Annotated in this window: 20 protein-coding genes and 1 riboswitch; of the genes, 16 read left to right on the forward strand and 4 right to left on the reverse strand. The window is 70.5% G+C overall.

Annotated elements, in window-relative coordinates:
• The first annotated feature begins 74 nt into the window (after nt 1–74).
• The 5 genes from bcsA (at nt 75) to AC1G9L_RS03835 (ending at nt 10928) form a co-directional block, all read left to right on the forward strand.
• Nucleotides 75–2225: a UDP-forming cellulose synthase catalytic subunit gene (gene bcsA, locus AC1G9L_RS03815; RefSeq protein WP_010343617.1), complete on the forward strand. Its 2151-nt coding sequence runs from the start codon at nt 75–77 to the stop codon at nt 2223–2225.
• 59 nt (nt 2226–2284) lie between these two features.
• Nucleotides 2285–4552, forward strand: coding sequence for a cellulose biosynthesis cyclic di-GMP-binding regulatory protein BcsB (gene bcsB / locus AC1G9L_RS03820; protein WP_481070307.1), 2268 nt, complete (start codon nt 2285–2287; stop codon nt 4550–4552).
• Nucleotides 4549–5715: a cellulose synthase complex periplasmic endoglucanase BcsZ gene (gene bcsZ, locus AC1G9L_RS03825; RefSeq protein WP_481070308.1), complete on the forward strand. Its 1167-nt coding sequence runs from the start codon at nt 4549–4551 to the stop codon at nt 5713–5715. Before bcsB ends, bcsZ begins: the two co-directional genes overlap by 4 nt.
• A complete protein-coding gene (locus tag AC1G9L_RS03830) occupies nt 5703–10190 on the forward strand; it encodes a cellulose synthase subunit BcsC-related outer membrane protein (protein ID WP_481070309.1) in 4488 nt (1495 codons plus the stop codon). The genes bcsZ and AC1G9L_RS03830 overlap by 13 nt, the downstream gene beginning before the upstream one ends.
• Nucleotides 10191–10412: 222 nt before the next feature.
• Nucleotides 10413–10928 carry a peptide deformylase gene (locus AC1G9L_RS03835; protein WP_010341952.1) on the forward strand — a complete coding sequence of 172 codons (516 nt, stop codon included), beginning with the start codon at nt 10413–10415 and terminating at the stop codon, nt 10926–10928.
• A 45-nt stretch (nt 10929–10973) separates the two neighbouring features.
• On the opposite strand, the gene AC1G9L_RS03840 is transcribed toward AC1G9L_RS03835, so the two are convergent.
• From AC1G9L_RS03840 to AC1G9L_RS03850, 3 genes are all read right to left on the reverse strand, one after another.
• Nucleotides 10974–11897, reverse strand: a complete 924-nt coding sequence (locus AC1G9L_RS03840) for an IS110 family transposase (RefSeq protein WP_481070310.1) — start codon at nt 11895–11897, stop codon at nt 10974–10976.
• A 366-nt stretch (nt 11898–12263) separates the two neighbouring features.
• Nucleotides 12264–13925, reverse strand: a complete 1662-nt coding sequence (gene ettA, locus AC1G9L_RS03845; protein ID WP_019802060.1) for an energy-dependent translational throttle protein EttA — start codon at nt 13923–13925, stop codon at nt 12264–12266.
• A gap of 136 nt (nt 13926–14061) precedes the next feature.
• A complete protein-coding gene (locus tag AC1G9L_RS03850) occupies nt 14062–15507 on the reverse strand; it encodes an MFS transporter (protein ID WP_481070311.1) in 1446 nt (481 codons plus the stop codon).
• Between the two features lie 208 nt (nt 15508–15715).
• On the opposite strand from AC1G9L_RS03850, the gene AC1G9L_RS03855 reads away from it, so the two are divergent.
• The 6 genes from AC1G9L_RS03855 to ribD all read left to right on the forward strand — a co-directional run bounded on the left by AC1G9L_RS03855 (nt 15716) and on the right by ribD (nt 20979).
• The gene (locus AC1G9L_RS03855; protein ID WP_481070312.1) at nt 15716–16639 is read left to right on the forward strand and encodes a helix-turn-helix transcriptional regulator; all 924 of its coding nucleotides are present in this window, start codon (nt 15716–15718) and stop codon (nt 16637–16639) included.
• Nucleotides 16640–16749: 110 nt separating this feature from the next.
• Nucleotides 16750–17250: an RcnB family protein gene (locus AC1G9L_RS03860; RefSeq protein WP_481070313.1), complete on the forward strand. Its 501-nt coding sequence runs from the start codon at nt 16750–16752 to the stop codon at nt 17248–17250.
• A 122-nt stretch (nt 17251–17372) separates the two neighbouring features.
• Nucleotides 17373–18641 (forward strand): serine hydroxymethyltransferase, encoded by a 1269-nt coding sequence (gene glyA / locus AC1G9L_RS03865; protein ID WP_019800626.1) that lies wholly within the window; start codon nt 17373–17375, stop codon nt 18639–18641.
• Nucleotides 18642–18855: 214 nt separating this feature from the next.
• Nucleotides 18856–19386: a transcriptional regulator NrdR gene (gene nrdR, locus AC1G9L_RS03870; protein ID WP_010340907.1), complete on the forward strand. Its 531-nt coding sequence runs from the start codon at nt 18856–18858 to the stop codon at nt 19384–19386.
• A gap of 4 nt (nt 19387–19390) precedes the next feature.
• The gene (locus AC1G9L_RS03875) at nt 19391–19867 is read left to right on the forward strand and encodes a GNAT family N-acetyltransferase (protein ID WP_019800627.1); all 477 of its coding nucleotides are present in this window, start codon (nt 19391–19393) and stop codon (nt 19865–19867) included.
• On the forward strand, nt 19864–20979 hold the full coding sequence (ribD, locus tag AC1G9L_RS03880) for a bifunctional diaminohydroxyphosphoribosylaminopyrimidine deaminase/5-amino-6-(5-phosphoribosylamino)uracil reductase RibD (protein ID WP_481070314.1): 1116 nt from the start codon (nt 19864–19866) through the stop codon (nt 20977–20979). The genes AC1G9L_RS03875 and ribD overlap by 4 nt, the downstream gene beginning before the upstream one ends.
• A gap of 123 nt (nt 20980–21102) precedes the next feature.
• Here ribD and AC1G9L_RS03885 read toward each other — a convergent pair whose 3' ends face one another.
• Nucleotides 21103–21729, reverse strand: coding sequence for a hypothetical protein (locus tag AC1G9L_RS03885; protein WP_019800599.1), 627 nt, complete (start codon nt 21727–21729; stop codon nt 21103–21105).
• A 218-nt stretch (nt 21730–21947) separates the two neighbouring features.
• A riboswitch (FMN riboswitch) is annotated at nt 21948–22112 on the forward strand.
• Nucleotides 22113–22191: 79 nt separating this feature from the next.
• On the opposite strand from AC1G9L_RS03885, the gene AC1G9L_RS03890 reads away from it, so the two are divergent.
• The 5 genes from AC1G9L_RS03890 to thiL all read left to right on the forward strand — a co-directional run bounded on the left by AC1G9L_RS03890 (nt 22192) and on the right by thiL (nt 26165).
• On the forward strand, nt 22192–22791 hold the full coding sequence (locus AC1G9L_RS03890) for a riboflavin synthase (protein WP_019800598.1): 600 nt from the start codon (nt 22192–22194) through the stop codon (nt 22789–22791).
• A 115-nt stretch (nt 22792–22906) separates the two neighbouring features.
• Complete coding sequence (gene ribB, locus AC1G9L_RS03895; protein ID WP_481071004.1) at nt 22907–24040, forward strand: 3,4-dihydroxy-2-butanone-4-phosphate synthase; 1134 nt, start codon at nt 22907–22909, stop codon at nt 24038–24040.
• A 102-nt stretch (nt 24041–24142) separates the two neighbouring features.
• A complete protein-coding gene (gene ribH / locus AC1G9L_RS03900; protein WP_010340901.1) occupies nt 24143–24610 on the forward strand; it encodes a 6,7-dimethyl-8-ribityllumazine synthase in 468 nt (155 codons plus the stop codon).
• The gene (gene nusB, locus AC1G9L_RS03905; protein WP_019801150.1) at nt 24607–25083 is read left to right on the forward strand and encodes a transcription antitermination factor NusB; all 477 of its coding nucleotides are present in this window, start codon (nt 24607–24609) and stop codon (nt 25081–25083) included. Before ribH ends, nusB begins: the two co-directional genes overlap by 4 nt.
• A gap of 107 nt (nt 25084–25190) precedes the next feature.
• Complete coding sequence (thiL, locus tag AC1G9L_RS03910) at nt 25191–26165, forward strand: thiamine-phosphate kinase (protein WP_481070315.1); 975 nt, start codon at nt 25191–25193, stop codon at nt 26163–26165.
• Nucleotides 26166–26270 lie beyond the last annotated feature (105 nt).

The raw sequence follows: 26270 nt of genomic DNA on the forward strand, positions 1-26270 counted from the left end.
GCCGCACCTGTTTGCCGTCGCCGCGCGGTGGGGAAGACCGCGCGCCGACCTCCTCCCCTTGTTAGGAATCGCCGATGAGCGCTGCCTCCGCGTCGCGTGCCGCGCGCCCGCTGCATGTCCTGGCCAATTGGTCGCTATGGCTGCTGGGCGCCGTGTTGCTGGTCTTCGTCGTCGCCATCCCGATGGATGTGCCGCAGCAACTGCTGTTCTCGCTGGTGGTGTTCGCCGCGGCCATGCTGCTGCGGCGCAGTGGCAGCCGCCTGGCGATCCTGGTGATGATGGCGCTGTCGCTGGCGGTGTCCTCGCGCTACATCTGGTGGCGCCTGACCCAGACCGTGGGCATGAGCAGCCCGATCGACCTGAGCCTGGGCCTGGGCCTGCTGCTGGCCGAACTGTACGCGTTCGTGATCCTGGCGCTGGGTTACTTCCAGGTGCTGTGGCCGCTCAATCGGCGGCCGCTGCCGCTGCCGGCCGACCAGCAGCAATGGCCCAGCGTCGATCTGTTCATTCCCACCTACAACGAACCGCTGTCGGTGGTGCGCTCGACCATCCTCGCCGCCAGCGTGATGGACTGGCCGGCCGACAAGCTCAACATCTACCTGCTCGACGACGGCCGCCGCGAGGAGTTCCGCGCGTTCTGCGCGCAGGTCGGCATCCACTACGTCACCCGCACCAACAACTTCCACGCCAAGGCCGGCAACATCAACGCCGCGCTGAAGAAGTCCAGCGGCGAGTACGTGGCGATCTTCGACTGCGACCACATCCCCACGCGCTCGTTCCTGCAGGTGGCGATGGGCTGGTTCCTGCGCGACGCCAAGCTGGCGGTGGTGCAGATGCCGCACTACTTCTTCTCGGCCGATCCGTTCGAGCGCAATCTCGGCAACCACGGCAAGGTGCCCAACGAGGGCGAGCTGTTCTACGGCCTGCTGCAGGACGGCAACGACCAGTGGGACGCCACCTTCTTCTGCGGCTCGTGCACGGTGATCAAGCGCAAGCCGCTGGAGGAAGTGGGCGGAGTGGCGGTGGAGACCGTCACCGAGGACGCGCATACCGCGCTGAAGCTGCACCGGCGCGGCTACCGCAGCGCCTACATCGCGGTGCCGCAGGCCGCCGGCCTGGCCACCGAGAGCCTGTCCGGCCACGTCGCCCAGCGCATCCGCTGGGCGCGCGGCATGGCGCAGATCGCGCGGCTGGACAACCCGCTGCTGGGCAAGGGCCTGCGTCTGTCGCAGCGGCTGTGCTACGCCAACGCCATGCTGCACTTCTTCTACGGGCTGCCGCGCATCGTCTACCTCACCGCGCCGCTGGCCTTCCTGTTCTTCGGCGCGCACGTGATCCACGCCTCGGCGCTGATGATCCTGGCCTACGCGCTGCCGCACATCCTGCAGGCCAACCTGACCAACCTGCGCACCCAGGGCAAGTTCCGCCACCTGCTGTGGAACGAGGTCTACGAGACCACCCTGGCCTGGTACATCCTGCGCCCGACGCTGGTGGCGCTGTTCAATCCCAAGCTCGGCAAGTTCAACGTCACCCCCAAGGGTGGCCTGGTGCCGCGCAGTTACTTCGACGGACAGATCGCCAAGCCGTATCTGTTCCTGCTGGTGCTCAACCTGGCCGGCCTGGCCGCCGGGGTGATGCGCCTGCTCAGCGTGCAGGCCGGCGGCGAGGCGCAGACGATCTGGTTCAACCTGGCCTGGACCGCCTACAACGTGCTGTTGCTCGGCGCCACCATCGCCACCGCCAGCGAGATGCGCCAGGTGCGCCGCTCGCACCGCGTGCCGCTGGACATCCCGGCCACGCTGCACCTGGCCGATGGCCGCGAACTGGATTGCCGCACGGTCAACTTCTCCACCGGCGGCATGGCGCTGCGCCTGCTCGCGCCGGTGCCGGTGGAGCCGGACCTGCCGGTGGAGATCGCGCTGCCGCAGCGCGGCAGCTCCAAGCGCCTGCCGGCAATGGTGCGCCACGACCGCGACGGCGAAATCAGCATCCAGTTCCGGCCGATGTCGATCGAGCAGGAACGCTGGCTGGTGGCCTGCACCTTCGCCCGCGCCGACATCTGGGTGTCGCAGTGGGGCCGCCACGACCGCGACCGCTTCTGGGTGTCGCTGGGGCGCGTGTTCGCGGCCAGCATGCGCGGCTTCAAACGCCTCGGCCAGCACGTCGCCAGCAGCGCGCGCAGCGGCTGGCGCGGCCGCACCGCCGGCGAGGAGGCCGCGCCGTGAGTCGCCGTTGCGTCGTGTCGCGTTCCTTCCTCTCTCTCACTTCCCTCCGGTTGCCGTCGATGCGTCTACCCGCCCTGGCTGCGTGCTGTCTCACGGTCCTCTCCGGCCTCGCCCTGGCCCAGGAGCCGACCCTTCCCGCCGCCGCGACCGCCACGCCGCAGCCGTCTCCGGCCGAACGCGAGCGCTCGGCCACGCTCAAGCAGCTCGGCGTGGACTACGAAATGACCCTGCGCGGCATCCAGGGCAGTGCCGGCATCGCCTTCAGCACCCGCACCGACGAAGTGGTGCAGGCAGCGAACCTGCACCTGGTCTACAGCTACTCGCCGGCGCTGCTGCCGGACCTGTCGCACCTGAAGGTCAGCGTCAACGGCGTCACCGTGGCGACCCTGCCGGTCAGCCGCGAGAACGCCGGCAGGCTGCAGCAGAGCGACGTGCGGATCGATCCGCGCCTGATCAGCGACTACAACCGGCTCAACCTGCAGTTGATCGGCCACTACACCCGCGACTGCGAGGATCCGGACCACACCAGCCTGTGGGCCAACATCGATCCGGCCACGCGGCTGTCGCTGACCGCCACGCCGCTGGTGCTGCGCAACGACCTGGCGCTGTTGCCGGTGCCGTTCTACGACAAGCGCGACACGCGCCGGCTGGAACTGCCGTTCGTGTTCCCGCAGCGCCCGGACCTGGCCACGCTGCGCAGCGCCGGCATCGTCGCCTCCTGGTTCGGCGCGCAGGCCGGCTACCGCGGCGCCGCGTTCGGCGTGGCCATCGGCGACGTGCCGGCCACCGGCAACGCGGTGCTGTTCGCCACCGCCGCGACCCTGCCGGCGGAACTGGCGGCGACCCAGGCCGGCCTGAGCGAGATCGCCGGCCCGACCCTGGCGATGATCGCCAACCCGCGCGATGCCACCGGCAAGCTGCTGCTGGTGCTGGGCCGCGACGACAACGACCTGCAGCAGGCCGCCACCGCGCTGAGCCTGGGCACACCGTTCAATGGTCCGGTGGCGCGCATCGGCGAACTCAAGCAGGCGCAGCCGCGCAAGCCCTACGACGCGCCGAACTGGATCTCCAGCGATCGGCCGGTGCGCTTCGGCGACCTGGTGGCGCAGACCTCGCAACTGAACGTCAGCGGCTACCACCCCGACCTGATCCGGGTCGGCCTGCAGCTGCCGCCGGACCTGTTTGTGTGGCAGCGCGACGGCATCCCGGTCAACCTGCGCTACCGCTACACGGTGCCGGAGACGCAGAACAAGTCCGCGCTCAACGTCAGCATCAACGACGCCTTCGTCACCACGCTGCCGCTGACCGGCCACGCCTATGCCGAGTCGCTGCCGCTGCGCTGGTGGCACGAACTCTCGCCCAAGGGCGCGATGCCGGTGGAGCAGCAACTGCTGCTGCCGACCGGGCCGTTCTCGGCCAACAGTCAGCTGCGTTTCCATTTCTTCTTCGACCGCCCGCAGGCGCAGGCGTGCAAGAACACCTTCCCCGACGTGTCCGGCGCGATCGATGCCGACTCCAGCGTGGACCTGCGCTCGTTCCATCACTACATGGCGATGCCGAACCTGGCCGCGTTCGGCAATGCCGGATTCCCGTTCACGCGCCTGGCCGACCTGTCCGAGTCCACCGTGGTGGTGCCGGACGAGATCGGCGACCAGGACATGGCCAACCTGCTGACCCTGCTCGGCCGGCTCGGCGCGTCCACCGGCTACCCGGCGCTGCGGGTGACCCTGATCCATGCCGCCGAGGTCGACCAGCACGCCGACAGCGACCTGCTGGTGTTCGGCAGCCTGCGCTCGCAGCCTCTGTTCCAGCGCTGGAGCGCGGCCCTGCCGATCGGCGACGGCGCCAGCGGCCGGCGCTTCTCGATGAGCGACTGGGTGCTGGACAAGCTGCCCGGGTTCCTCTCGTTCGACGCGCGTCGCACCGATCTGCCGACCACCGCCGAGGTCGCGGTGAAGCCGGCGCCCGGCGACGTGGTGCTGATGGGCTTCCAGTCGCCGCTGAAGGCCGGGCGCAGCGTGGTCGCACTGCTGGCCGAGGATCCGGCCAGCGTCGAGGACTTCTTCGACGCCTGGCTGGAGCCGGCCACGCTGAAGGACTTCCAGGGCAGCGTGGTGCTGCTGCAGAAGGGCAAGGTGCGCAGCCTGGCCGGCGACCAGACCTACTACGTCGGCCACCTGCCGCTGCCGACCTGGGCGCGCTGGTACTTCTCGCAGCATCCGCTGCTGCTCGGCCTGGCGGTGGTGGTGCTGAGCGTGCTGCTGGCGCTGGCTGCGCGCGTGGTGCTGCGCAGACATTCGGCGGCGCGGCTGCAGGAAGGGCAGTGAACGCACACACCGGCCAACGCCGGCGCCTGCTCGGCGGCCTTCTCGCCGCCGGTGCGGCGACGCTGTTGCCGCCGGCGCGGGCCGCGCTGGCGGTGGCGCCGGCCTGCGCGCCGTGGCGCGAGTGGACCGCATTCGTCGCCAAGCATCTCGATGCCAGCGGGAGGGTGATCGATTTCCAGCACGCCGACCAGCGCAGCACTTCCGAGGGCCAGTCCTACGCGCTGTTCTTCGCGCTGGTGGCCAACGACCAGGTGCTGTTCGAGCGCGTGCTCGGCTGGACCCGGCACAACCTGTGCGGCGGCCGCCCGCAGCAGGTGCTGCCGGCCTGGCTGTGGGGCCGCGCCAGCGACGGCAGCTGGCGCGTGCTCGACAGCAACAGCGCCAGCGACGCCGACCTGTGGATCGCCTACGTGCTGCTCGAGGCCGGGCGCCTGTGGCAGCGGCCCGGCTACACCCAGGCCGGTCTGCAGATGCTGGCGCTGGTGCGGCGCACCGAGCTGGCCGAGCTGCCCGGGTTCGGCAGCATGCTGTTGCCGGCGGCCAAGGGCTTCGTCCAGCCGCAGCGCTGGACGCTCAACCCCAGCTACCTGCCGCTGCAGTTGCTGCGGCGCTTCGCCGCGGTCGATCCGAAAGGGCCGTGGGCCGGCCTGGCCACGCGCAGCGCGCGGATGCTGCGCGACAGTGCGCCGGTCGGGTTCGCACCGGACTGGATCGCCTGGGACGGTCGCACGTTCGGCGTCGATCCGGACAAGGGCGCGATCGGCAGCTACGACGCGATCCGCGTGTACCTGTGGGCCGGCATGCTCGATGCCGCCGATCCGCTGCGCAAGGCGCTGCTCGACGACCTGTCCGGCCCGCTGCAGCAACTGCGCGCACAGGGCCGCCTTGACGAGAAGATCGACACCCGCCAGGGCGTCGGCAACGGCCAGGCGCCGCCCGGCTTCGCTGCGGCGCTGTTGCCGTATCTGAGCGCGCTGCGCGAACCGGCGCTGCTCAAGGCCCAGGCGCAACGCATTCCCGCGCCCGGCGACACCGCCGCGGCCCGGCTTCCCTACTACGACCGGGTGCTGATCCTGTTCGGACGCGCCTGGCTCGACAACCGCTACCGCTTTTCCGCAGACGGCGCGCTGCAGCCCGCCTGGAGAACCCAATGCTCCGCATGAACCTCAAGCCCCTGTACCTTGCCGGCATGATCGACCTGTGCCTGCTCGCCGGCAGCGCGCAGGCGCAGAACGCCGGCGCCACCCAGCAACTGGTCAGCCAGGGCAACTACTGGCACGACCAGGGCCGCGACGATCTCGCCGCCGACGCCTGGCGCAAGTTGCTGCAGGTCGATCCGAACCAGCCCGACGCGCTGCTGGGCCTGGCCCAGATCGACCTGGCGCAGGGCCGCCAGACCGATGCGCGCAAGCGCCTGGCGCAGCTGCAGAAGGCGCATCCGCAGGCGCCGCAGACCCAGCGCCTGGCGATGTCGATCGGCGGCACCGGCGACAACGCCGACCTGCGCAACGCGCGCCGCGCCGCCGCCGCCGGCCGTTACGTGGACGCAGTGCGCGCCTACCAGGCGCTGTTCGACGGCAAGGGACCGCCGGACTCGCTGGCGCTGGAGTACTACCAGGCGCTGGCCGGCACCCCACAAGGCTGGGACGGCGCCCGCGACGGCCTGCGCCGCCTGGCCGCCGCGCAGCCGGACAACACCGCCGCGGCGCTGGCGCTGGCGCAGGTGCAGACCTACCGCGAACCGTCGCGGCGCGAGGGCATCGCCCAGCTCGCCGCGCTGAGCAAGCGCGCCGATGTCGCCGGCCCGGCCCGCGCCGCGTGGCGCCAGGCCCTGCTGTGGCTCAACGCTGGCCTCGCCGATGCGCCGCTGTACCAGGCGTTCCTGGCCGCCAATCCGAACGATGCCGAGGTCGCCAAGAAGGCCGCGGAACTGCAGGAACGCCGCGCGCAAGGCGGCGGCGACCCGGCCGGCGAGCAACTGGGCGAGGGCTTCAAGGCGCTCAACGCCGGCAACCTGGCCCTGGCCGAACAGCGCTTCGCGCAGGTACTACGCGCGCGTCCGCGCGATGCCGAGGCGCTCGGCGGGCTGGGCTCGGTGCGGCTGCGCCAGCAGCGTTTCGGCGAAGCGCAGGAACTGCTGCGCCCGGCCGCGGCCGCCAACGGCAAGTGGCGCAGCGCGCTGGACAGCGCGCGCTACTGGCTGCAATTGCAGCAGGCGCAGGCCGCGCGCACCCGCGGCGACACCGACGCCGCGCTGCGCCTGGTCCAGCAGGCGCTCAAGCTCAAGCCCGAGGAAGCTGCCGGCTACGCGCTGCTAGGCGACCTGCAGTCGGCCAGCGATGCCGCCGCCGCCGAAAAGAGCTACCGCGAGGCGCTGCGCCTGCACGCCGATGATGCCGGCGCGCTGCAGGGCCTGATCGCCCTGTACAGCCGCCAGGGCCGCGCCAACGAGGCCAGTGCCTTGTTCGCCAGGCTCAGCCCGGCGCAGCGCCAGCAGGCCGGCGGCGAGTCCGCATTGAAAGCCAACCTGCAGCGCGCCCGCGCGCAGCAGGCGCTGGAGGCCGGCGACACCGTCACCGCGCAGAGCGAGCTGGAGAAGGCGATGGTCGACAACCCGGGCGACCCGTGGGTGCGGCTGGACCTGGCGCGGCTGTACCAGCAGGCCGGGCGTCCCGACCAGGCGCGCAGCGTCATGGACGGCCTGCTCGCGGTGCATGGCGACATGCCCGAGGCGCTGTACGCCAATGCGCTGCTGGCGCAGGAACGCGGCGACTGGGCCAGCGCCTACGCCAGCCTGGAGCGCATCCCGGCCAGTGCGCGCACCGCCGAGATGAGCGCGCTGCGCAACACCGCCTGGGTGGAACAGCAGGCGGCCCAGGCACGCCTGCTGCAAAAGCAGGGCCGCGGCGGCGAAGCGCAGTTGCTGCTCGGCCGTACCGAGGCCGCGCTGGGCGAGGCGCTGGAGCAGCCGGCGCTGCTGGCGGCGATGGCTGGCGCCTACGCCGACATCGGCAGCAACCAGCGCGCGCTGACCCTGGCGCAGCGCCTGGTCGCGCAGAACCCCTCCACCGAGGCGCGCCTGCAGTACGCCGGCGTGCTGCTGCGCGCGCACCAGGACGCCGAACTGGCCGCCACCCTGCGCCAGTTGCGCGACAGCGAGATGAGCGCCGAACAGCAGCGCCGCTACCAGGCGCTGCGCAGTGGCTACGTGCTGCGCCAGGTCGATGCGCTGCGCGAACTCGGCAACCTCGAAGCCGCCTACGACGCGCTGGCGCCGCTGCTGGCGCAGCAGAACCAGGATCCGCAGGCGGTGGCCGCGCTGGCGCGGCTGTACGCCGCCGCCGGCGACCAGCGCCAGGCGCTGGTGCTGTACCAGCAGCAACTGCAGCAATCGCCCAACGACCTGGACACGCTGATCGCCGCGGCCAACACCGCCGCCGCGCTGCGCGACCTGCACAGCGCCGAGGACTACCTGCAGCGCGCGCTGGCGCAGGCGCCGGATTCGCCGCAGGTGCTTGCCGCTGCCGGGCGCGTGTACCGCAGCGCCGGCAAGAACCGCAAGGCCGAGAGCTATTTCCGTGCCGCGCTGGCGGCGCAGGCGCGCCAATCCGGCCAGTACGACAACGGCCTGCCGGCCGCCAACGGCCCGGCGTCCTACGCCGCGGCCGGGCGCCCGCTCAATCCGTTCGCCGGCATGAACGGACACATGCCGCGCAGCGCCGCGGTGGTGTCCGACAGCCTCGGCGGCGGCGTGCCGGCCCCGGCCTACGCGGCGTCCGCACTGCCGACGTCCGCGCCGGCGATGAGCGTCGGCGACGACCTGCCGCCGCCGGCCAGCGCCAGCGCCGCGGGCGTGGCCCTGGCCGCGTTGCCGGTGCCGGGCCAGCGCGCCACCACCACCCGCACCGCGCCGCGCGCGCTGCCCGACGAGGACGGGTTGCTGGCCGCCGCGCCGCGCGCGTCGCTGCGCCAGCCGGCCGCACCGGCCACCGCCGCCGGCGGCTCCAGCGTGCTCGACGAACTGCGCGAGGTGCAGGCCGAGAACAGCGACAGCCTCGCCACCGGCGCCAGCTACCGCGCCCGCGACGGCGAGGCCGGCCTGGGCCGGCTGCGCGATCTGGAAGTGCCGCTGCATGGCGAATTCGCGGTGGGCGAGGGCAAGCTGCAGGTCGACGTCACCCCGACCCTGCTCGACGCCGGCACGCTCGGCACCGACTACGCCACCGCCAGCCGCTTCGGCGCCGGTCCCGCCGCGGCGATGGGCGATGCCCTGGCCGCCGACCGCACGCCGATCGACAGCCTGGTCGGCAGTGACCTGTATCAACTGCTGCTCACCGAGGGCAACAGCAACGCCACCCGCAACGCGCTGCGCACCTACGCGGTCAACAGCGGGCTGTACAACAAGCTGTTCAACGACACCGACCCGGCGCTGACCAACGCGCAGCGCGAGGCGGCGGCGCTGCAGGCGCTCTACGCCGAACCGCTGTCGGCGTTCCTGCTCGGCAACACCGCTGCCGACACCGCGATCGGTACGCTGGCCAGCGCCATCCTCGGCGATGCCTCGCGCAGCGCCGACCTCAGCGCCGCCGACATCGCCCGCTTCCGCAACCTCGCCGCCAACCCCACTGCCGCGGCGCTGACGCCGGCCGGCTTCAGCCAGGCGCTGTACACCATGGCCGCCAACGGCAACGGCGCGCGACGCATGGACCAGGACGCGCGCGGCGTCGGCATGGCGGTGACCTACAAGAACGGCGGCTTCAGCGCCGATCTCGGCAGCACCCCGGTCGGCTTCCCCGAGCGCCGCATCGTCGGCGGCGTCGGCTATCGCGGCCAGGCCGGCGACAACCTCACCTATTCGGGCGAGGTGTTCCGCCGCGCGGTCAGCGACAGCCTGCTATCCTTCGGCGGCGTCGACGACGGCCGCACCGGGCTCGGCTGGGGTGGCGTGACCAGCAACGGCCTGCGCCTGTCGGCCACCCTCGACAACGGCCTGCTCGGCGGCTACGCCAGCGCCAGCGCCGACCGCCTGGTCGGCCGCAACGTCGCCAGCAACGACCACCGCCAGGTCGACCTGGGCGTGTACGTGCACGCGCTGGACACCGAAAACCAGTCGCTGACCGCCGGGCTCAACCTGACCGCGATGCAGTACGACAAGAACCTGGGCGGCTACACCTACGGCCAGGGCGGCTACTTCAGCCCGCAGGACTACGTGGACCTGGGCTTCCCGGTGCACTGGAGCGGGCGCACCGCCGGGCGCACGGTCAACTGGAGCGTGGACGCCAGCGTCGGCGTGCAGCACTTCCGCAGCGACGACAGCCCGTACTTCCCGACCAGCGCGCAGATGCAGCAGGCCGCCTACGACGCCGCCTCGCTGGCCGCGCTGCTGGGCCTGACCGACCGCTACGTCGCGCCGGTCTACGCCGGGCAGAGCAAGACCGGCATGTCCTACAACATCGCCGGCGCGGCGGAGTGGCAGATCGCCCCGCAACTGTTCCTGGGCGGCCGCCTGCTGCTGAACAACGCCCGCGACTACACCCAGTTCAGCACCAACCTCTACGTGCGCTTCGTGCTCGATCGGCTCGGCGCCGGCCTCGGCCGCCGCCCGCAGGTGCTGGCTTCGCCGTACGTGCCGGAGTAGGACGCGCCAGGCACGCTGCTCCCGGCGTACGTAGGAGCGGCTTCAGCCGCGACGGGCGTTCCGATAACGCTTGTCGCGGCTGAAGCCGCTCCTGCGACGTTGCGTCGGCGCTTTGCTGGAGTGCAGATATCGCACCGCTGCGGGGCACGGTACATCGCCGCCCCGCTGCACGCGCCGCCGCCACGGCGGATAATCGCGGCCATCCCCGCACAGGAGCCCGCCATGATTCGCGACATCATCCGCATGGGCGACCCGCGTCTGCTGCGCCAGGCGCCGCCGGTCACCGACTTCGACAGCGCGCAACTGCACGCGCTGGTGGCCGACATGTTCGAGACCATGGATGCCGCGCGCGGCGTCGGCCTGGCCGCGCCGCAGATCGCGGTGGACCTGCAGTTGATGGTATTCGGCTTCGAGCGCAGCGCGCGCTATCCGGATGCGCCGCCGGTGCCGCGCACCGCGCTGGCCAACGTGGAGATCGAGCCGCTGTCCGACGACCTGGAGGACGGCTGGGAAGGCTGCCTGTCCATTCCCGGGCTGCGCGCGGTGATTCCGCGCTACCGGCACATCCGCTACCGCGGCGTGCTGCCCGACGGCACCCCGCTGCAACGCGACGCCGAGGGTTTCCACGCGCGCGTGGTGCAGCACGAACACGACCACCTGATCGGCCGGCTGTATCCCTCGCGCATCCGCGACTTCGACAAGTTCGGCTTCGAGGACGTGCTGTCGTACGACTTGTAGTGCCGGCATCGGCGTTGTGATGTTGATTTTCGTAGGAGTCAACTGTCATGCACCTGCGATGACAGGAGGAGCGTACGGGGCCTGATCGCGCGCGATGGCATTGAGCCAGCGCAGGAACTTGTGCATGCAGGCGACGATGGCGACCTTGGCCGGTTTGCCGCCTGCGCGCAGGCGCGCGTAAGTGTTGGCCAAGGGGGATTTGGCGCGGATGCTGGCCCAGGTGGCCATGTACAGCACGCGCCGCACGTCGGCACGTCCGCCTTTGATGCGGCGCTGGCCTTTCCAGCAACCGCTGTCGTGATTGAACGGGGCCAGCCCGACCATGGCAGCGAGCTTGCGTGGCGGCAGCGTGCCCAGTTCTGGCAGCCGCGCGGCCAGAACCGCGCGCAGGATCGTGCCGAGCCCAGGCACCTTGGGTAGGCTCGAGCAGGTCTTGCCCTGCTGCTCGATCTCCTGCGTCAATGTCTGGATCTGCTGGTTCAGCAGGGCGATCACCTCTCGGCAGCGGTGTTGCACCTTGGCGCTGGTGATGTGCTCCAGGCGCCGCCGATGGGCATCACGCTGGCTCACCAGGGTGGCACGCAGGTCCAGCAGTTCGCGAAGAGACTGCTGATGCTCGGGCGCCACGGGCGTGGGCATGGTCGGGATGTGCTGGGCGGCGATGGCCAGCAGGCGCGCGTCCAGGGCATCGGTCTTGGCATGCAGGCCCAAGGCCTGGGCGAGCTTGCGCGGACGATCGGCGGCCATCCGCACTGCCGGCAGGTTTGCCTCTCGGAGCACCTGCAGCACGGCATGTTCGTAGCCGCCACTGGCTTCCAGCACGATCCGCTCGCAGCCCAGCTCCGCCAGGCGTTGGGCCAGCGCGCGTTGCCCCTGTGGCGTATTGGGTTGGGTCCAGGCCTGCTCGTCCGGCAGGACATGAATGACCAGTTCGGCCTTGGATACATCGATCCCGATATAGCGTCGCATAGACGTTCTCCGCAGTAGACTCAGGCACGAGAGCACTCCTGCCGACGCCCATGCTTGTGGAGTTCGAGCTCGCGACTCGGGCAACTGTTCGGGCTGATGAAGCAGGAGACACGGGGTGCGGCGGCGCTGACTCCTACTCGTGCTTGCTGGCACTACGGCTAAACGGCCTGCCGCACTCCGCTCTCACCTGCAACGATAGACCCTTATTTGACACAAGCGGCTTCAGCCGCGACCGGGCGTTCCCGGTCACGACCCGGTCGCGGCTGAAGCCGCTCCTACGACAGCGCCGATCACAGGCGATGCCCAAAACGCACACGGCCCGCGCGAAGCGGGCCGTGGCGGGTGCTGCGAGAAACGCGCTGCGGCTTACTTCAGCGCCTTGAAGCGCAGGCGCTTGGGGCCGGCGTCGTCGCCCATGCGGCGCTTCTTGTCTTCCTCGTACTCGCGGTAGTTGCCCTGGAAGAACTCCACGTGCGAATCGCCCTCGAAGGCGATGATGTGGGTGGCGATGCGGTCCAGGAACCAGCGATCGTGCGAGATCACGAAGGTGTTGCCCGGGAACTCCAGCAGCGCGTCTTCCAGCGCGCGCAGGGTCTCGATGTCCAGGTCGTTGGACGGTTCGTCGAGCAGCAGCACGTTGCCGCCCTGCAGCAGTGTCTTGGCCATGTGCAGGCGGCCGCGCTCGCCGCCGGACAGCGAGCCGACCATCTTCTGCTGGTCCTGGCCCTTGAAGTTGAAGCGGCCGATGTAGGCGCGCGACTGGATATCCACGCCGTTGATGTTGAGGATGTCCAGGCCGCCGGAAATCTCCTGGAACACGTTGTGGTTGCCTTCCAGCTTGTCGCGGCTCTGGTCCACGTACGACAGCTGCACGGTCGGGCCGACCACGATCTCGCCCGAATCCGGCTTCTCCTGCCCGGTGATCATCTTGAACAGGGTCGACTTGCCGGCACCGTTGGGGCCGATGATGCCGACGATGGCGCCCGGCGGGATGATCATCGACAGGTTGTCGATCAGCAGGCGGTCGCCGAACTTCTTGGAGACGTTCTTGAACTCCATCACCGAGTTGCCCAGGCGCTCGCCCGGCGGAATGAAGATTTCGTTGGTCTCGTTGCGCTTCTGGTAGTCGACCGACTGCAGTTCGTCCAGGCGCGCCAGACGTGCCTTGCCCTTGGAGCGGCCGCCCTTGGCGTTCTGCCGGGCCCACTCCAGTTCCTTCTGGATGGCCTTCTGCCGTGCCTTTTCCTGGTTCTCTTCCTGCTTCAGGCGCTCGTCCTTCTGCATCAGCCATTCGGTGTAGTTGCCCTTCCACGGAATGCCGCGGCCGCGGTCCAGTTCCAGGATCCACTCGGCGGCGTTGTCGAGGAAGTAGCGATCGTGGGTGACCGCGACCACGGTGCCGGTGTAGCGCGCCAGGAACTGCTCCAGCCACTCCACCGACTCGGCGTCGAGGTGGTTGGTCGGTTCGTCGAGCAGCAGCATGTCCGGCTTCTGCAGCAGCAGCCGGCACAGCGCCACGCGGCGCTTCTCGCCGCCGGACAGGTTGGCGATCTTGGCGTCCCACGGCGGCAGCCGCAGCGCGTCGGCGGCCACGTCGAGCTGGTTTTCCAGGGTGTGCGCGTCGCCGGCGGCCAGGATCGCCTCCAGGCGCTCCTGTTCCTTGGCCAACGCGTCGAAATCGGCGCCTTCCTCGGCATAGGCGGCGTACACCGCTTCCAGCGCGGCCTGCGCCTGCAGCACTTCGCCCACGCCTTCCTCGACCGACTCGCGCACGGTCTTGTTCGGATCCAGTTCCGGCTCCTGCGCCAGGTAGCCGACCTTGGTGCCGGGCTGCGGACGCGCCTCGCCTTCGAAATCGGTGTCCACGCCGGCCATGATCTTCAGCACGGTGGACTTGCCGGCGCCGTTGAGGCCGAGCAGGCCGATCTTGGCGCCGGGGAAGAAGGACAGCGAGATGTCCTTGATGATCTGGCGCTTGGGCGGCACGGTCTTACTGACCCGGTTCATGGTGTAGATGTATTGCGACATGGCAGCTCCAAAGGCGCAGGGCGCCCGCCGGCCGGCAGCCGGAGGGCGTCGAAAGGGATGACGGATTATAGCCGGACGGCCGCCGGCAATCGTTGCCGTGGTTGCGCCAGTACACGCGCTGGCGGTGCTGCGCAGGCTAGTCGGCGAGCGGCGGCAGTGCCGCGGTCGATGCCGTCGACGATGCGCCGGCGCGGCGCTGCCGGCGCAGGTAGAACAGCGCGCAGAGCACCAGCAGCAGCATCGCCAGCCACTCGCTGTGCAGCGCCGCCTGCATCGCGGCCAGGCTGCCGCCACCGTAGGCGTGCGCGTAGATCGCGCCCAGTGCCGCCGGCCCCAGGCCCATGGCCGCCTGCAGGATGGTGGAGAGCATGGCGCTGCCGGCGCCGGCATGCTCGGTGGGCACCTGCGACAGGCCGATGCGGTAGAAGCTGGCCACGATCCATGCCTGGCCGGCGCCGATCAGCGCCGTCGCCGGCGCCAGGTTGCCCGCGCCCGGATGCGGCCACACCGCGTGCAGCGTCCAGCCCAGCGCCAGCAGGCCCAGCATCTGCACCACGCAGCCCAGCAATAGCGTCGGCAGCGGGCCGCAGCGCGTCGCCACGCGGGCGCTGACCAGTGCCGAGGCGAAGTAGGCCGCCCCCAGCACGATGAAGGCATTGCCCGACTGCAGCGGCGACAGCCCGGCGCCGGTCTGCAGGGTCAGCGCCAGCACGAACATGAAGCCGCTCCAGCAGGTGAAGAACACCCCGCCCACCAGCAGCGCGAAGCGCACGCTAGGCAGCCGCAACAAGGCCGGCGGCAGCAGCGGCGTGCGTCCGCGGCGTTCCTGCCACAGTTCGACCCGGGCCAGCGCCGCCAGCAGCGGCAGGCACGCGGCCAGCACCGCCAGGCACGCCGGCGGCCAGTGCAGGGAAGGGCCCAGCGCCAACGGCAGCAGCAGGCAGGCCAGGAACAGCCCCAGCAGCCCGGCGCCGGCCAGGTCGGGCAGCATCCGCCGTGCCGCGCGGGTCTCCGGCACCGCGCGCAGGCAGGCCAGCGCCAGCAGGCAGAACGGCAGGTTGATCAGGAACACGCTGCGCCAGCCGGAGCCGCCGATGTTGGCGCTGACCAGCGATCCGCCCAGCACCTGGCCGATGACGAAGGCGATGCCGCCCAGCGAGCCGTACAGCGCCAGCGCCCGGGCGTGCGCCTTGCCGTGCAGGCTGACGTGGATGGTGGCGAGGATCTGCGGCACCGCCAGCGCCGCCCCCAGGCCCTGCAGGATGCGGCCGGCCAGCAGCGCTCCCACCGAACCGGCGACGCCGCACAGCAACGAGGCCAGGCCGAACAGCAGCACGCCCGCGCCGAACACGCGGCGCCGGCCGAGGTTGTCGCCGAGCCGGCCGCCCGCCGCCAGGCCCACCGCGAAGGCGACGCCGTAGACGGCCACGATCAGTTCCAGTTGTGTCGCAGACGCATGCAGCGTGTGCGCGATCGAGCCGAGCGCCACGTTGAGGATGGAGAAGTCGATCAGCGGCAGCATCTGCCCGATCAGCAGGATGCCCAGGCCGCGGTGGCTCAGGGTGGGGGCGGTGGCGGACATGGCGGAAGCGGGGGAGGTGGGCGTGGTCATGGCGCGCAGTATGGGCAGTCGATAAACTGGTACAAGGACTCATTTATCCTGGTACTGACAGTGCCTCCCTGGCCGTCCCGAGCGCCGTCTCAGGCGGGGCGGGACACGGCGGCGCGGCCTGCGCCGCGACCTGACGCCGGATCGTTCGGTACCGGCAGACAACGACGCGGAGAAGACGATGCAACTGGACCTCGCGCATTCCACCCCCACGCCGCAGCGGGCCGCCGCAGCGGCCGCGTCCGGCCCGGCCCTGGCCAGCGAGCGCGCCCGCGCGCTGGGCGCCTTCCTGCGTGCCCGCCGCGAGAGCCTGGACCCGGCGCGGCTGGCGCTGCCGCGCGGCGGCAGGCGGCGCACCCCGGGCCTGCGCCGCGAGGAGGTGGCCTTGCTCGCCGATGTCGGCGTCACCTGGTACACCTGGCTGGAACAGGGGCGCCCGGTCCGCGCCTCGGCGCGCGTGCTGACCGCCATCGCCCGCGCCCTGCAGTGCTCGGAGGTGGAAACCGCGCACGTGCTGGCGCTGGCGGGAGTGGGCGAGACCACGGCCCTGGCGCCGCCGCCGTGCCAGCGCCTGACCGGCACCGCGCGCATGCTGCTCGATCAGCTCGGGCCGTGGCCGGCGATGCTGCAGACCCCGCGCTTCGACATCCTCGGCGCCAACCCGGCCTTCGAGCGGCTGATGGGCGTGACCCTGGCCGACCTGGCGGATGCCGATCGCAACTGCGTCTATCAGGCCTTCACCAATCCGCGCTGGCGCGACGCGCTGCTCGATCGCCAGGACGTGCTGCAGCACATGGTGGCGATGTTGCGCGCGGCGATGGCCGAGCACCTGGGCGAGCCGGAATGGGAGGCCTTGCTGGCGCGCTACCGCGCCGCCTCGGCGGAGTTCGATGCGCTGTGGCGGCAGCGGCGCGAGGTGCGCGGCGTGGAGAACCAGCTCAAGCGCTTCCGCCATCCGCAGGAAGGCGAGCTGCGCCTGCAGCAGGTCAACTGGTGGTCGGCGCCGCGCAACGGCAACCGCCTGGTGGTCTATTTGCCAGCCGATGACACAGCGCAGGCCGCGCTGTTGCGCCTGCACGCGCAGGCCGCAAGTGCCGATGGATGAACGCTTTCTTAGCCCGATCGGCAAAGCTGAATACGTAACCGATTCCAGCAGGAGGCGGTTCAGACGGCAAGGGTCTAAATGCAATCGCCACACCACGTGACGGAGCTGCCATGAACATGAAAGGCCTTGCCACAATTGCCCTCTCGTCCGCGCTGGCGCTGGGTTTCATGGCGCCATCCGCGTTCGCCTGGGGGCCGGGCGGCCCCGGACCGGGCTGGGGTCCGCCGGGTCCTCCGGGACCGCCGCCCCCGCCCCCGGGACCGGGTCCGCGCGACCATGGCTGGTACGACCGCGGTTACCGCGACGCCGACCGCGATCGCGACTGGCGCGACCGCGAGCGCGACCGCCGCGATGCCCGTCGCGCCTACGACCGCGGCTACCGCGACGGTTATCGCAACGGTCCCGACGTCGTCTACTACCGTCCGGGCCCGCCGCGTTGGGCGCGCGGCCAGCGCTACTATGGTCCCAACTACGTGGTCTACGACTACGACCGCTATCAGGTCCGGCGCCCGCCCCACGGCTACCGCTGGGTGCGCGACGACACCGGCAACCTGCTGCTGGTCGCCATCGCCAGCGGCATCATCGCCGACCTGGTGCTCAGCGGCCGCTGAATCCCTGCTGCAGCACCGCCGGACGGCCTCCTTCGGGAGGCCGTCTGCGTTTTGGTTCGCCCTGGGCGCTGCGCGGGGCTTAAACTAGCGGTCTGCCTTCTGTCCATGCCCCCGGAGACCCGATGTTCCCGCGCGACGCCCGCATCGAAACCTACGATCCCGAACTGGCCCGCGCCATCGCCGCCGAAGCCGGCCGCCAGGAAGACCATGTCGAGCTGATCGCCAGCGAGAACTACTGCAGCCCGCGCGTCATGGAAGCGCAGGGCAGCCAGCTGACCAACAAGTACGCCGAAGGCTACCCGGGCAAGCGCTACTACGGCGGCTGCGAATTCGTCGACGTCGCCGAGCAACTGGCCATCGATCGGGTCAAGCAACTGTTCGGCGCCGACTATGCCAACGTGCAGCCGCACAGCGGCTCGCAGGCCAACCAGGCGGTGTACTTCGCGCTGCTGCAGCCGGGCGACACCATCCTCGGCATGTCGCTGGCGCACGGCGGCCACCTGACCCACGGCGCCAAGGTCAACGCCTCCGGCAAGCTGTTCAACGCCGTGCAGTACGGCGTCAACGACCAGGGCCTGATCGACTACGACGAGGTCGAGCGCCTGGCCCTGGAACACAAGCCGAAGATGGTGGTGGCGGGCTTCTCCGCGTACTCGCAGGTCATCGACTGGGCGCGCTTCCGCGCCATCGCCGACAAGGTCGGCGCGTACTTCTTCGTGGACATGGCGCACGTGGCCGGCCTGGTCGCCGCGGGCGTCTATCCGACCCCGCTGCCGCACGCGCACGTGGTCACCTCCACCACCCACAAGACCCTGCGCGGCCCGCGAGGCGGCATCATCGTCGCCAGTGCCGCCGGCGCCGGCGACAAGCTCGAGGACCTGTCCAAGAAGCTGCAGTCGATCGTGTTCCCCGGCATCCAGGGCGGCCCGCTGATGCACGTGATCGCGGCCAAGGCGGTAGCGTTCAAGGAAGCGCTGGAGCCGGAGTTCACCGCCTACCAGCAGCAGGTGGTGAAGAACGCGCAGGCCATGGCCAAGACCCTGATCGCGCGCGGCTACAAGATCGTCTCCGGCGGCACCGAGAACCATCTGATGCTGGTCGACATGATCGGCCGCGACGTCTCCGGCAAGGACGCGGAAGCGGCGCTGGGCAAGGCCCACATCACCGTCAACAAGAACTCGGTGCCCAACGACCCGCGCTCGCCGTTCGTGACCTCGGGTCTGCGCCTGGGCACCCCGGCGATCACCACCCGCGGCTACCTGGAGCAGGACTGCGTCGACCTGGCCAACTGGATCGCCGACGTGCTGGATGCCCCGGCCGACGACACCGTGCTGGCGCGCGTGCGCGACGCGGTGACCGCGCAGTGCCGCAAGTATCCGGTGTATGGCTGAAAAACGGGAATGGGGAATGGAGAATCGGGAATGGTTGAAAGCGCGAGCTGGCGCCTTTGGCGTTCCCATTCCCCATTCCCGTTTCCCCACTCCCGGCACCTATATGGCTGAGGCGGGAATGGAGAGTGGAGAATCGGGAATGGTCAGACGCGCTACGCTTGCGCTGTTGACGTTCCCATTCCCCATTCCCGTTTCCCCATTTCCGGCGCCCTGAATGCACTGCCCCTTCTGCCAGCACACCGATACCCGGGTGATCGATTCGCGCGTGTCCGAGGACGGCGCGACGATCCGCCGGCGTCGCGAGTGCGAGGCCTGCGGCGAGCGCTTCAGCACGCTGGAGACCATCGAACTCAAGCTGCCGACGGTAATCAAGAGCGACGGCGGCCGCGAGGCGTTCGATGCGCGCAAGCTGCGCACCAGCTTCGACCGCGCGCTGCAGAAGCGGCCGGTGGCCGAGGAGCAGATCGAGGCGGCGGTGCGTGCGGTGGTGCACCAGTTGCGCATGTCCGGCGAGCGCGAACTGCCCTCGATCCGGGTCGGCGAGTACGTGATGGCCGAGCTGCGCAAGCTCGACCACGTCGGCTACGTGCGCTTCGCCTCGGTGTACCGTAGCTTCCAGGACGTGGCCGATTTCCGCGAGGAGATCGAGAAGCTCGAGCGCGAATTGCCGGTGGGCAGCGAGCAGTTGCCGCTGCTGGACCTGGTGCGCGCGGCCAAGCCGGGCGACAAGACCGGCAAGCGCTGAGCGCATGCGCATCGTCTGTCTGGCCGAGGCCGCGCAGTACATTCCGGCGCTGGCGCAGGAACATCTGCAGGCCTTCGGTCCCCTGTTGCCGGAATGGAACGTGGTGGAGGCCGAGGCCGACCTGCGCAGCCACCGCGACGACAAACGCATTCCCACCAGCTGGATCGCGCTCGCGGGTGACGACTGGCTGGGCTCGGTGAGCCTGCTGCAGAACGACGATGCGCGCATCCGCCAGTTCTCGCCGTGGCTGGCCACGCTGTACGTGCGGCCGCAGGCGCGCGGCGCCGGCGTCGGCGCCGCCCTGGTGGCGCACTGCGTGCAGGCCGCGACGGGCTTCGGCGTGCAGTGGCTGTACCTGTATTGCGAGCCGGTGCTGGTGCCGTTTTACGAGCGCCTGGGCTGGCAGCGCCACGCCGACCTGCCGCTGGGGCCGCTGCAGATCGTGGTGATGCGCATCGACGCTGGCGGCACTGCCGCATGAGCGATCCGCAGGCGCCCGGCTTTTCCGCCGACGACCATCGCTGGATGGCGCAGGCCCTGCGCCTGGCCGAGCGCGGCGCCTACACCACGCGGCCCAATCCGATGGTCGGTTGCGTGATCGTGCGCGACGGCGCGGTGGTGGGCGAGGGCTTCCACCAGCGCGCCGGCGGGCCGCACGCGGAGGTGTTCGCGCTGCGCGCCGCCGGCGAACGCGCCCGCGGCGCCACCGCCTACGTGACCCTGGAGCCATGCGCGCATTACGGCCGCACGCCGCCATGCGCGCTGGCGCTGATCGAAGCCGGGGTGGCGCGGGTGGTGGCGGCGATGGCCGACCCGTTCCCGCAGGTCAACGGCGGCGGCTTCGCACTGCTGCGCGAAGCCGGCATCGCGGTGCAATCCGGGTTGATGCAAGCGCAGGCGCGCGCGCTCAACCGTGGCTTCCTGTCACGGGTGGAGCGTGGCCGACCGTGGTTGCGGATCAAGCTCGGTGCCAGCCTGGACGGACGCACCGCCCTGGCCAGCGGCGAATCGAAATGGATCACCGGCGCGGCGGCGCGCCAGGACGTGCAGCATTGGCGCGCCCGCGCCGGCGCCATCCTCACCGGCGCCGGCACCGTGCTGGCCGACGACCCGGCGCTGACCGTGCGCCTGGATGCGGCGACCGAGGCGATGCCGCCGCTGCGCGTGGTGCTGGACGCGCAACTGCGCAGCCTGGCCCAGGCCAAGGTCCGCGACGGCAGCGCACCGACCCTGTACCTGCATGCACCGGACTGCGTGCCGCCGACGCTGGATCACGCGACATTCGCCGCCGTGCCGCTGCACGACGGGCGCTGCGATCTGCATGCGGCGCTGCGCCTGCTTGGCGAACGCGGCATCAACGAGGTCCAGGTCGAAGCGGGGGCGACGCTGAGCGGCGCGTTGCTGCGCACCGGCCTGGTCGATGAGTTGCTGGTGTACATGGCGCCGCTGCTGCTGGGCGATACTGCCCGCCCGCTGGTAGCCGGGCTCGGCATCGAGACCATGGCGCAGCGGGTGCCGCTGCACCTGCAGGACGTGCGCCAGCTCGGCGAGGACCTGCGCCTGCTGCTGCGGCCTGCGGCCGTGGATGCCTGACAAGGACGGTGGCGGCCACGGCGGCCTACCGTTCCATACGATCGACGGCGCTGCATTGCCAATAGTCGAACGCAAAAAAGAAAGGTCCCGCTCGGGACCTTTCTTGATGGAGCTGTTTTGCGATCAGAAGCTTGCGCGAACGCCCAGCCAGCCCTGGTTGCTCTGCTCGACGAACCGGAACTCGGTCACCAGACCCCAAGTCCGGGTGACGTTGACCTGGCCGCCAAGCACACCGACGAACTTGCCCTCTTTCATCGCGTTGCCGTCGAAGTAGCCGCCCTTGATCCAGGCTTCGGTGCGTGCCGACGGCTTGCCGCGAACGCCGGCAGTGACCTGTCCGATGTTGGCATGGTCCTTGGTCGTATAGCGGTCGCCGAGGAAATTCGATTTGAGTTCGAGCTGGCTGCGCTGGAACGCCGCATCGGCGACGAAGTCCAGCTTTTCGGTGAATTCCATGTGGTAGCCGATGCCGATCTCCGAATCGCTGGCGATGTACTTTTCGGTCAAGTCGTGGCTACCGTCGTCGAAGATCGAGTAGTACCGGGTGTCGGTAACGCGGGTGTAGCCGCCGAACACGAAAACCTGGGGCGCAATGGCGACGGAGCCGCGCACATAGGCGCCATCGAGGGCGTCCGATTTCGGGTCAAGGCGCGAGTAGCCGGTTTCGACATAGGTGTAGCTCAGGGCCTCGGCCGACACAGCAAAGGGTGCGGCGGCCAACAGGGCAGCCAGGATCAGGGTATTGCGCATGGGTGGTGCTCTCCGAATGAATGGCAGTGTCGGTGCCCCGTTGCAGGGCAGACACGGGCGACGTCGCTGTCGCCTTGCACATTTTAACAATTATTTCACATTGCTGTCTTGGGGGCGGGCATGCCGCGCGATGCAGTGTCCTGTCCCGATCGACAGTGCGGGTCGGGCCCGCCTGACCACGCCTGCTAGAATGCCCAGGCCGGTTCGCCGGCGACCACAAACGTCTTCAGGGCGGGGTGCGATTCCCCACCGGCGGTAGGTGCGTTCGCGCACGAGCCCGCGAGCGCTTCCCGGCGCAGGCGCGCCGCGCCGGCTCGGGGAAGGTCAGCAGATCCGGTGCGATGCCGGGGCCGACGGTATAGTCCGGATGAAAGAAGACGGCTTTCGCGCAGCCTTGCGGCTGTGCGCGTGCCTGTTTGCCTTGTGGCGTTTTTCGCTCACCCCATTGCGAGAAACGTAGCTATGTTCACCGGAATCATCGAAGGCGTCGGCCACCTCGCCGCACGCCAGCCGCAGGGCGGCGACATCCGCTTCACCTTCGCCACCGGCAGCCTGCCGTTCGCCGACGTGCGCCTGGGCGAGAGCATCGCGGTCAACGGCGTGTGCCTGACCGTGATCGCCTTCGACGCGGCCTCGTTCCAGGCCGACGCCTCCACCGAAACCCTGGCGCTGACCACGCTCGGCCGCCTGGCCGAGGGCGCGGCGCTGAACCTGGAGCGGGCGATGCGCCCCAGCGACCGCCTCGGCGGGCACCTAGTCAGCGGCCATGTCGACGGCCTCGGTGAGGTGCTGTCGATCCACGACGATGCGCGCGCGCAGCGCTGGCGTTTCGCCGCGCCGGCGGCGCTGCTGCGCTACATCGCCAAGAAGGGCTCGATCTGTGTGGACGGGGTCAGCCTCACCGTCAATGAAGTCGACGCCGAAGGCTTCGAGGTCGCGCTGATCCCGCACACCGTGGCGCACACCGCGTTCGCGCAGACCGCGGTCGGTGCGGCGGTGAACCTTGAGATCGACCTGGTCGCGCGCTACGTCGAACGCCTGCTGCAGGGCCGCCAGGACTGATTCTGCCCGCGTCCAGCCTTCCGCCTATTCGCCACGCTGCGCCGCCGCCTGCGGCGCGCGCGGCATCCTCCGTCTTTCCTCGAGTTCCCGCATGTCGCCTTCCGTTACCCCGAGCCTGAATTTCGCCTCCGTCCCCGAACTGCTGGAAGAACTCCGCGCCGGCCGCATGGTGGTCATCGTCGACGACGAGGACCGCGAGAACGAGGGCGACCTGATCATGGCCGCCGAGCTGGTCAAGCCCTCGGACATCAACTTCATGGTCACCCACGCGCGCGGCCTGGTGTGCCTGTCGCTGACCCGCGAGCGCTGCGCGCAGCTGGGCCTGGCGCCGATGGTCCAGCGCAACACTGCGCAGTTCCATACCAACTTCACCGTCAGCATCGAGGCCGCCGAGGGCGTGACTACCGGCATCTCCGCCTACGACCGCGCCCACACCGTGCGCACCGCGGTCAAGCCCGATGCCAAGCCGCACGACCTCAGCCAGCCCGGCCACATCTTCCCGCTGATCGCCCAGCCCGGCGGCGTGCTGACCCGCGCCGGCCACACCGAGGCCGCCAGCGATCTGCCGATGCTGGCGGGGCTGGAGCCGGCCGGCGTGCTGGTGGAGGTGCTCAATCCCGACGGCAGCATGGCCCGGCGTCCGCAACTGGAGGAGTTCGCCCGCACCCACGGCCTGAAGATGGGCTCGATCGCCGACCTGATCGCCTACCGCCTGGCCACCGAACACACCGTCGAGCGCATCGACGAGCGGCCGATCGACACCGAGTTCGGCGGCTTCACCCTGGTCACCTACCGCGACCGCATCGCCCACGACCTGCATTTCGCCCTGGTCCGCGGCACCCCGGACGCCGACACCCCGACCCTGGTGCGGGTGCAGGTGGAGAATCCGCTGGCCGACCTGCTGCACTGGCGCCGCGACGACTTCGGCGTGGCCGCCAGCGACGCCTTGCGCGCGATCGCCGCCGCCGAGCGCGGGGTGATGGTGGTGCTGTCGGCGCCGCGCGACAGCGAGGCGCTGCTGGCGCGGCTGCGCGCACAGCCCGAGGCGGCGCACGGCAAGGACGTGGGCCAGTGGCGGCGCAACGGCGCCGGCAGCCAGATCCTGGCCGACCTGGGCCTGGGCAAGCTGCGCGTGCTCGGCACCCCGCGCCGGCAGGTCGGCCTGGCGGGGTTCGGGTTGGAGGTGGTGGAGCATGTGGAGGTGGGGCAGGGATTGGGGAATCGGGATTCGGGATTGGGTAAAGCCTGATTCGGGTGCCGGATCGGCGCTGGGCGAGCGACTGTTCTCCCTCGCCCGGGCCGCGGCCTCCCTGCCTGCTAAACTCTCCCACCCCCTCAAGCTGCCACCGCCATGTCCCACTACGAAGGCGACCTCCGCACTCCCGAGTCGGCGCGTTTCGCGATCATCGCCAGCCGCTGGAACGCCCGCATCACCGACGTGCTGGTCGCCGGCGCGCGGCAGAGCCTGGCCGGCAACGGCATCGCCGAGGACGCGGTGGACGTGATCCGCGTGCCGGGCGCTTGGGAGCTGCCGCTGGTCGCCGCGCGCCTGGCCGCGGCCGGCAAGCATGCCGCGATCATCGCGCTGGGCTGCGTGATCCGTGGCGATACCCGCCACTACGAACACGTCGCCGACGGCTGCGCCGAGGGCCTGCTGCGGGTCTCGCTGGACTTCCGCATCCCGGTGCTCAACGGCGTGCTCGCGGTGGAGCAGGTCGAGGATGCCGAGGCGCGTGCCGGCGGCAGCCACGGCAACAAGGGCGAGGAAGCGGCGCTGGGCGCGCTGGAGATGGTCAACCTGCTGGAGCTGCTGCCGTGAACAAACCCGCTGGCCACAAGCACCACCCCCGCCGCGATGGCGTCGATCCGGTCCTGCGTTCGCGCGCGCGCCGGCGTGCGCTGCAGGCGATCTACGCCTGGCAGATCTCCGGCGGCAACGCCCAGCACGTGATCGCCCAGTTCGCGCACGAGCAGGCGCACGAGATCGCCGACCTGGTGTACTTCGAGAACCTGGTCGAAGGCGTGCTCAAGCACCGCGCCGAACTGGACGAAGCACTGGTCGGCTACCTGGACCGCACGGTCGAGGAAGTGGACGCGATCGAACGCGCGGTGCTGCGCCTGGCCGCCTACGAACTGCTGTACCGCATGGACGTGCCGTACCGCGTGGTGATCAACGAAGCGATCGAGACCGCCAAACGCTTCGGCTCCGAGCACGGCCACACCTACGTCAACGGCGTCCTCGACCGCGCCGCGCTGCAGTGGCGCGCGGTGGAGTCGGGCGGAGGCGCCTGACGGCGCGGGATTGGGCATTCGGGATTGGGGATTCGCAAGAGCGGCATTCCCGTCCGCGAACGCGCTGTTGCCAATCCCCAATCCCCAATCCCAAATCCCGGCCCCCAATGCCCGAATTCGATCTGATCGAGCGCCTGCGTGCGCGCAGCCGGGCGCGTGACGACCTGCCGCTGGGCATCGGCGACGATGCGGCCTTGCTGCTGCCGCCGGTGGGGGAGTTGCTGGCGATCACCACCGATACGCTCAATGCCGGGGTGCATTTTCCGGCCGAGACCGCGGCCGCCGACATCGGCTGGAAGACCTTGGCGGTGAATCTGTCCGACCTGGCGGCGATGGGCGCGCAGCCGCGCTGGTGCACGCTGTCGCTGTCGTTGCCGCAGGTCGACATGGCCTGGGTCGATGCGTTCGCCGAGGGCTTCTTCGCCCTGGCCGACGCGCACGGCATCGGCCTGGCCGGCGGCGACACCACGCGCGGGCCGCTGGCCTTGTCGGTCACCGCGATCGGCAGCGTGCCGGCGACGGCGGCGCTGCGCCGCGATGCCGCACAACCGGGCGACGAGGTCTGGGTGACCGGCCAGCCGGGCGAGGCTGCCGCGGCGCTGGCGCTGTGGCAGGCCGGCCGCCTGGACGTGACCGCGCCGGCCGCCGATCCCCTGCACGAACGCCTGCGCCAGCGCCTGCTGCGGCCGACGCCGCGGGTGCAGGCCGGCTTGCGCCTGCGCGGCCTGGCGCGGGCCTGCGTGGACGTCTCCGACGGCCTGCTGGCCGACCTGGAGCACATTTGTGCGCGCAGCGGCGTCGGCGCCGAACTGGACCTGGCCGCGCTGCCGGCGGTCGCCGCCCCGGCCGACGCGGACCCTGCGCAGGTGCACGCCTGGCAACTGGGCGGCGGCGACGACTACGAACTGTGCTTCACCGCCGACCCGGCGCAGCGCGCGGCGATCGCGCAGGCGCTGCAGGCGGTCGGGGTGACGGCGACGCCGATCGGGCGCATCGTCGCCGGCCGTGGCATCGTGGTGCGCGGTGCCGACGGCCAACCATGGCAACCGCCGCGCAGCGGCTACCAGCACTTTCTGAGCTGAGCCGCGTGGCCTGGGCGCGCGCCGGCCACGGGCCGCGGCGCCAGCCCGTTTGGGCCGCCCGCCAAGGTCCTTCCATACCGTGCCGCACTGCGGCGTGAATATCGC

This window comes from Xanthomonas sp. NCPPB 1132, from assembly GCF_056629235.1.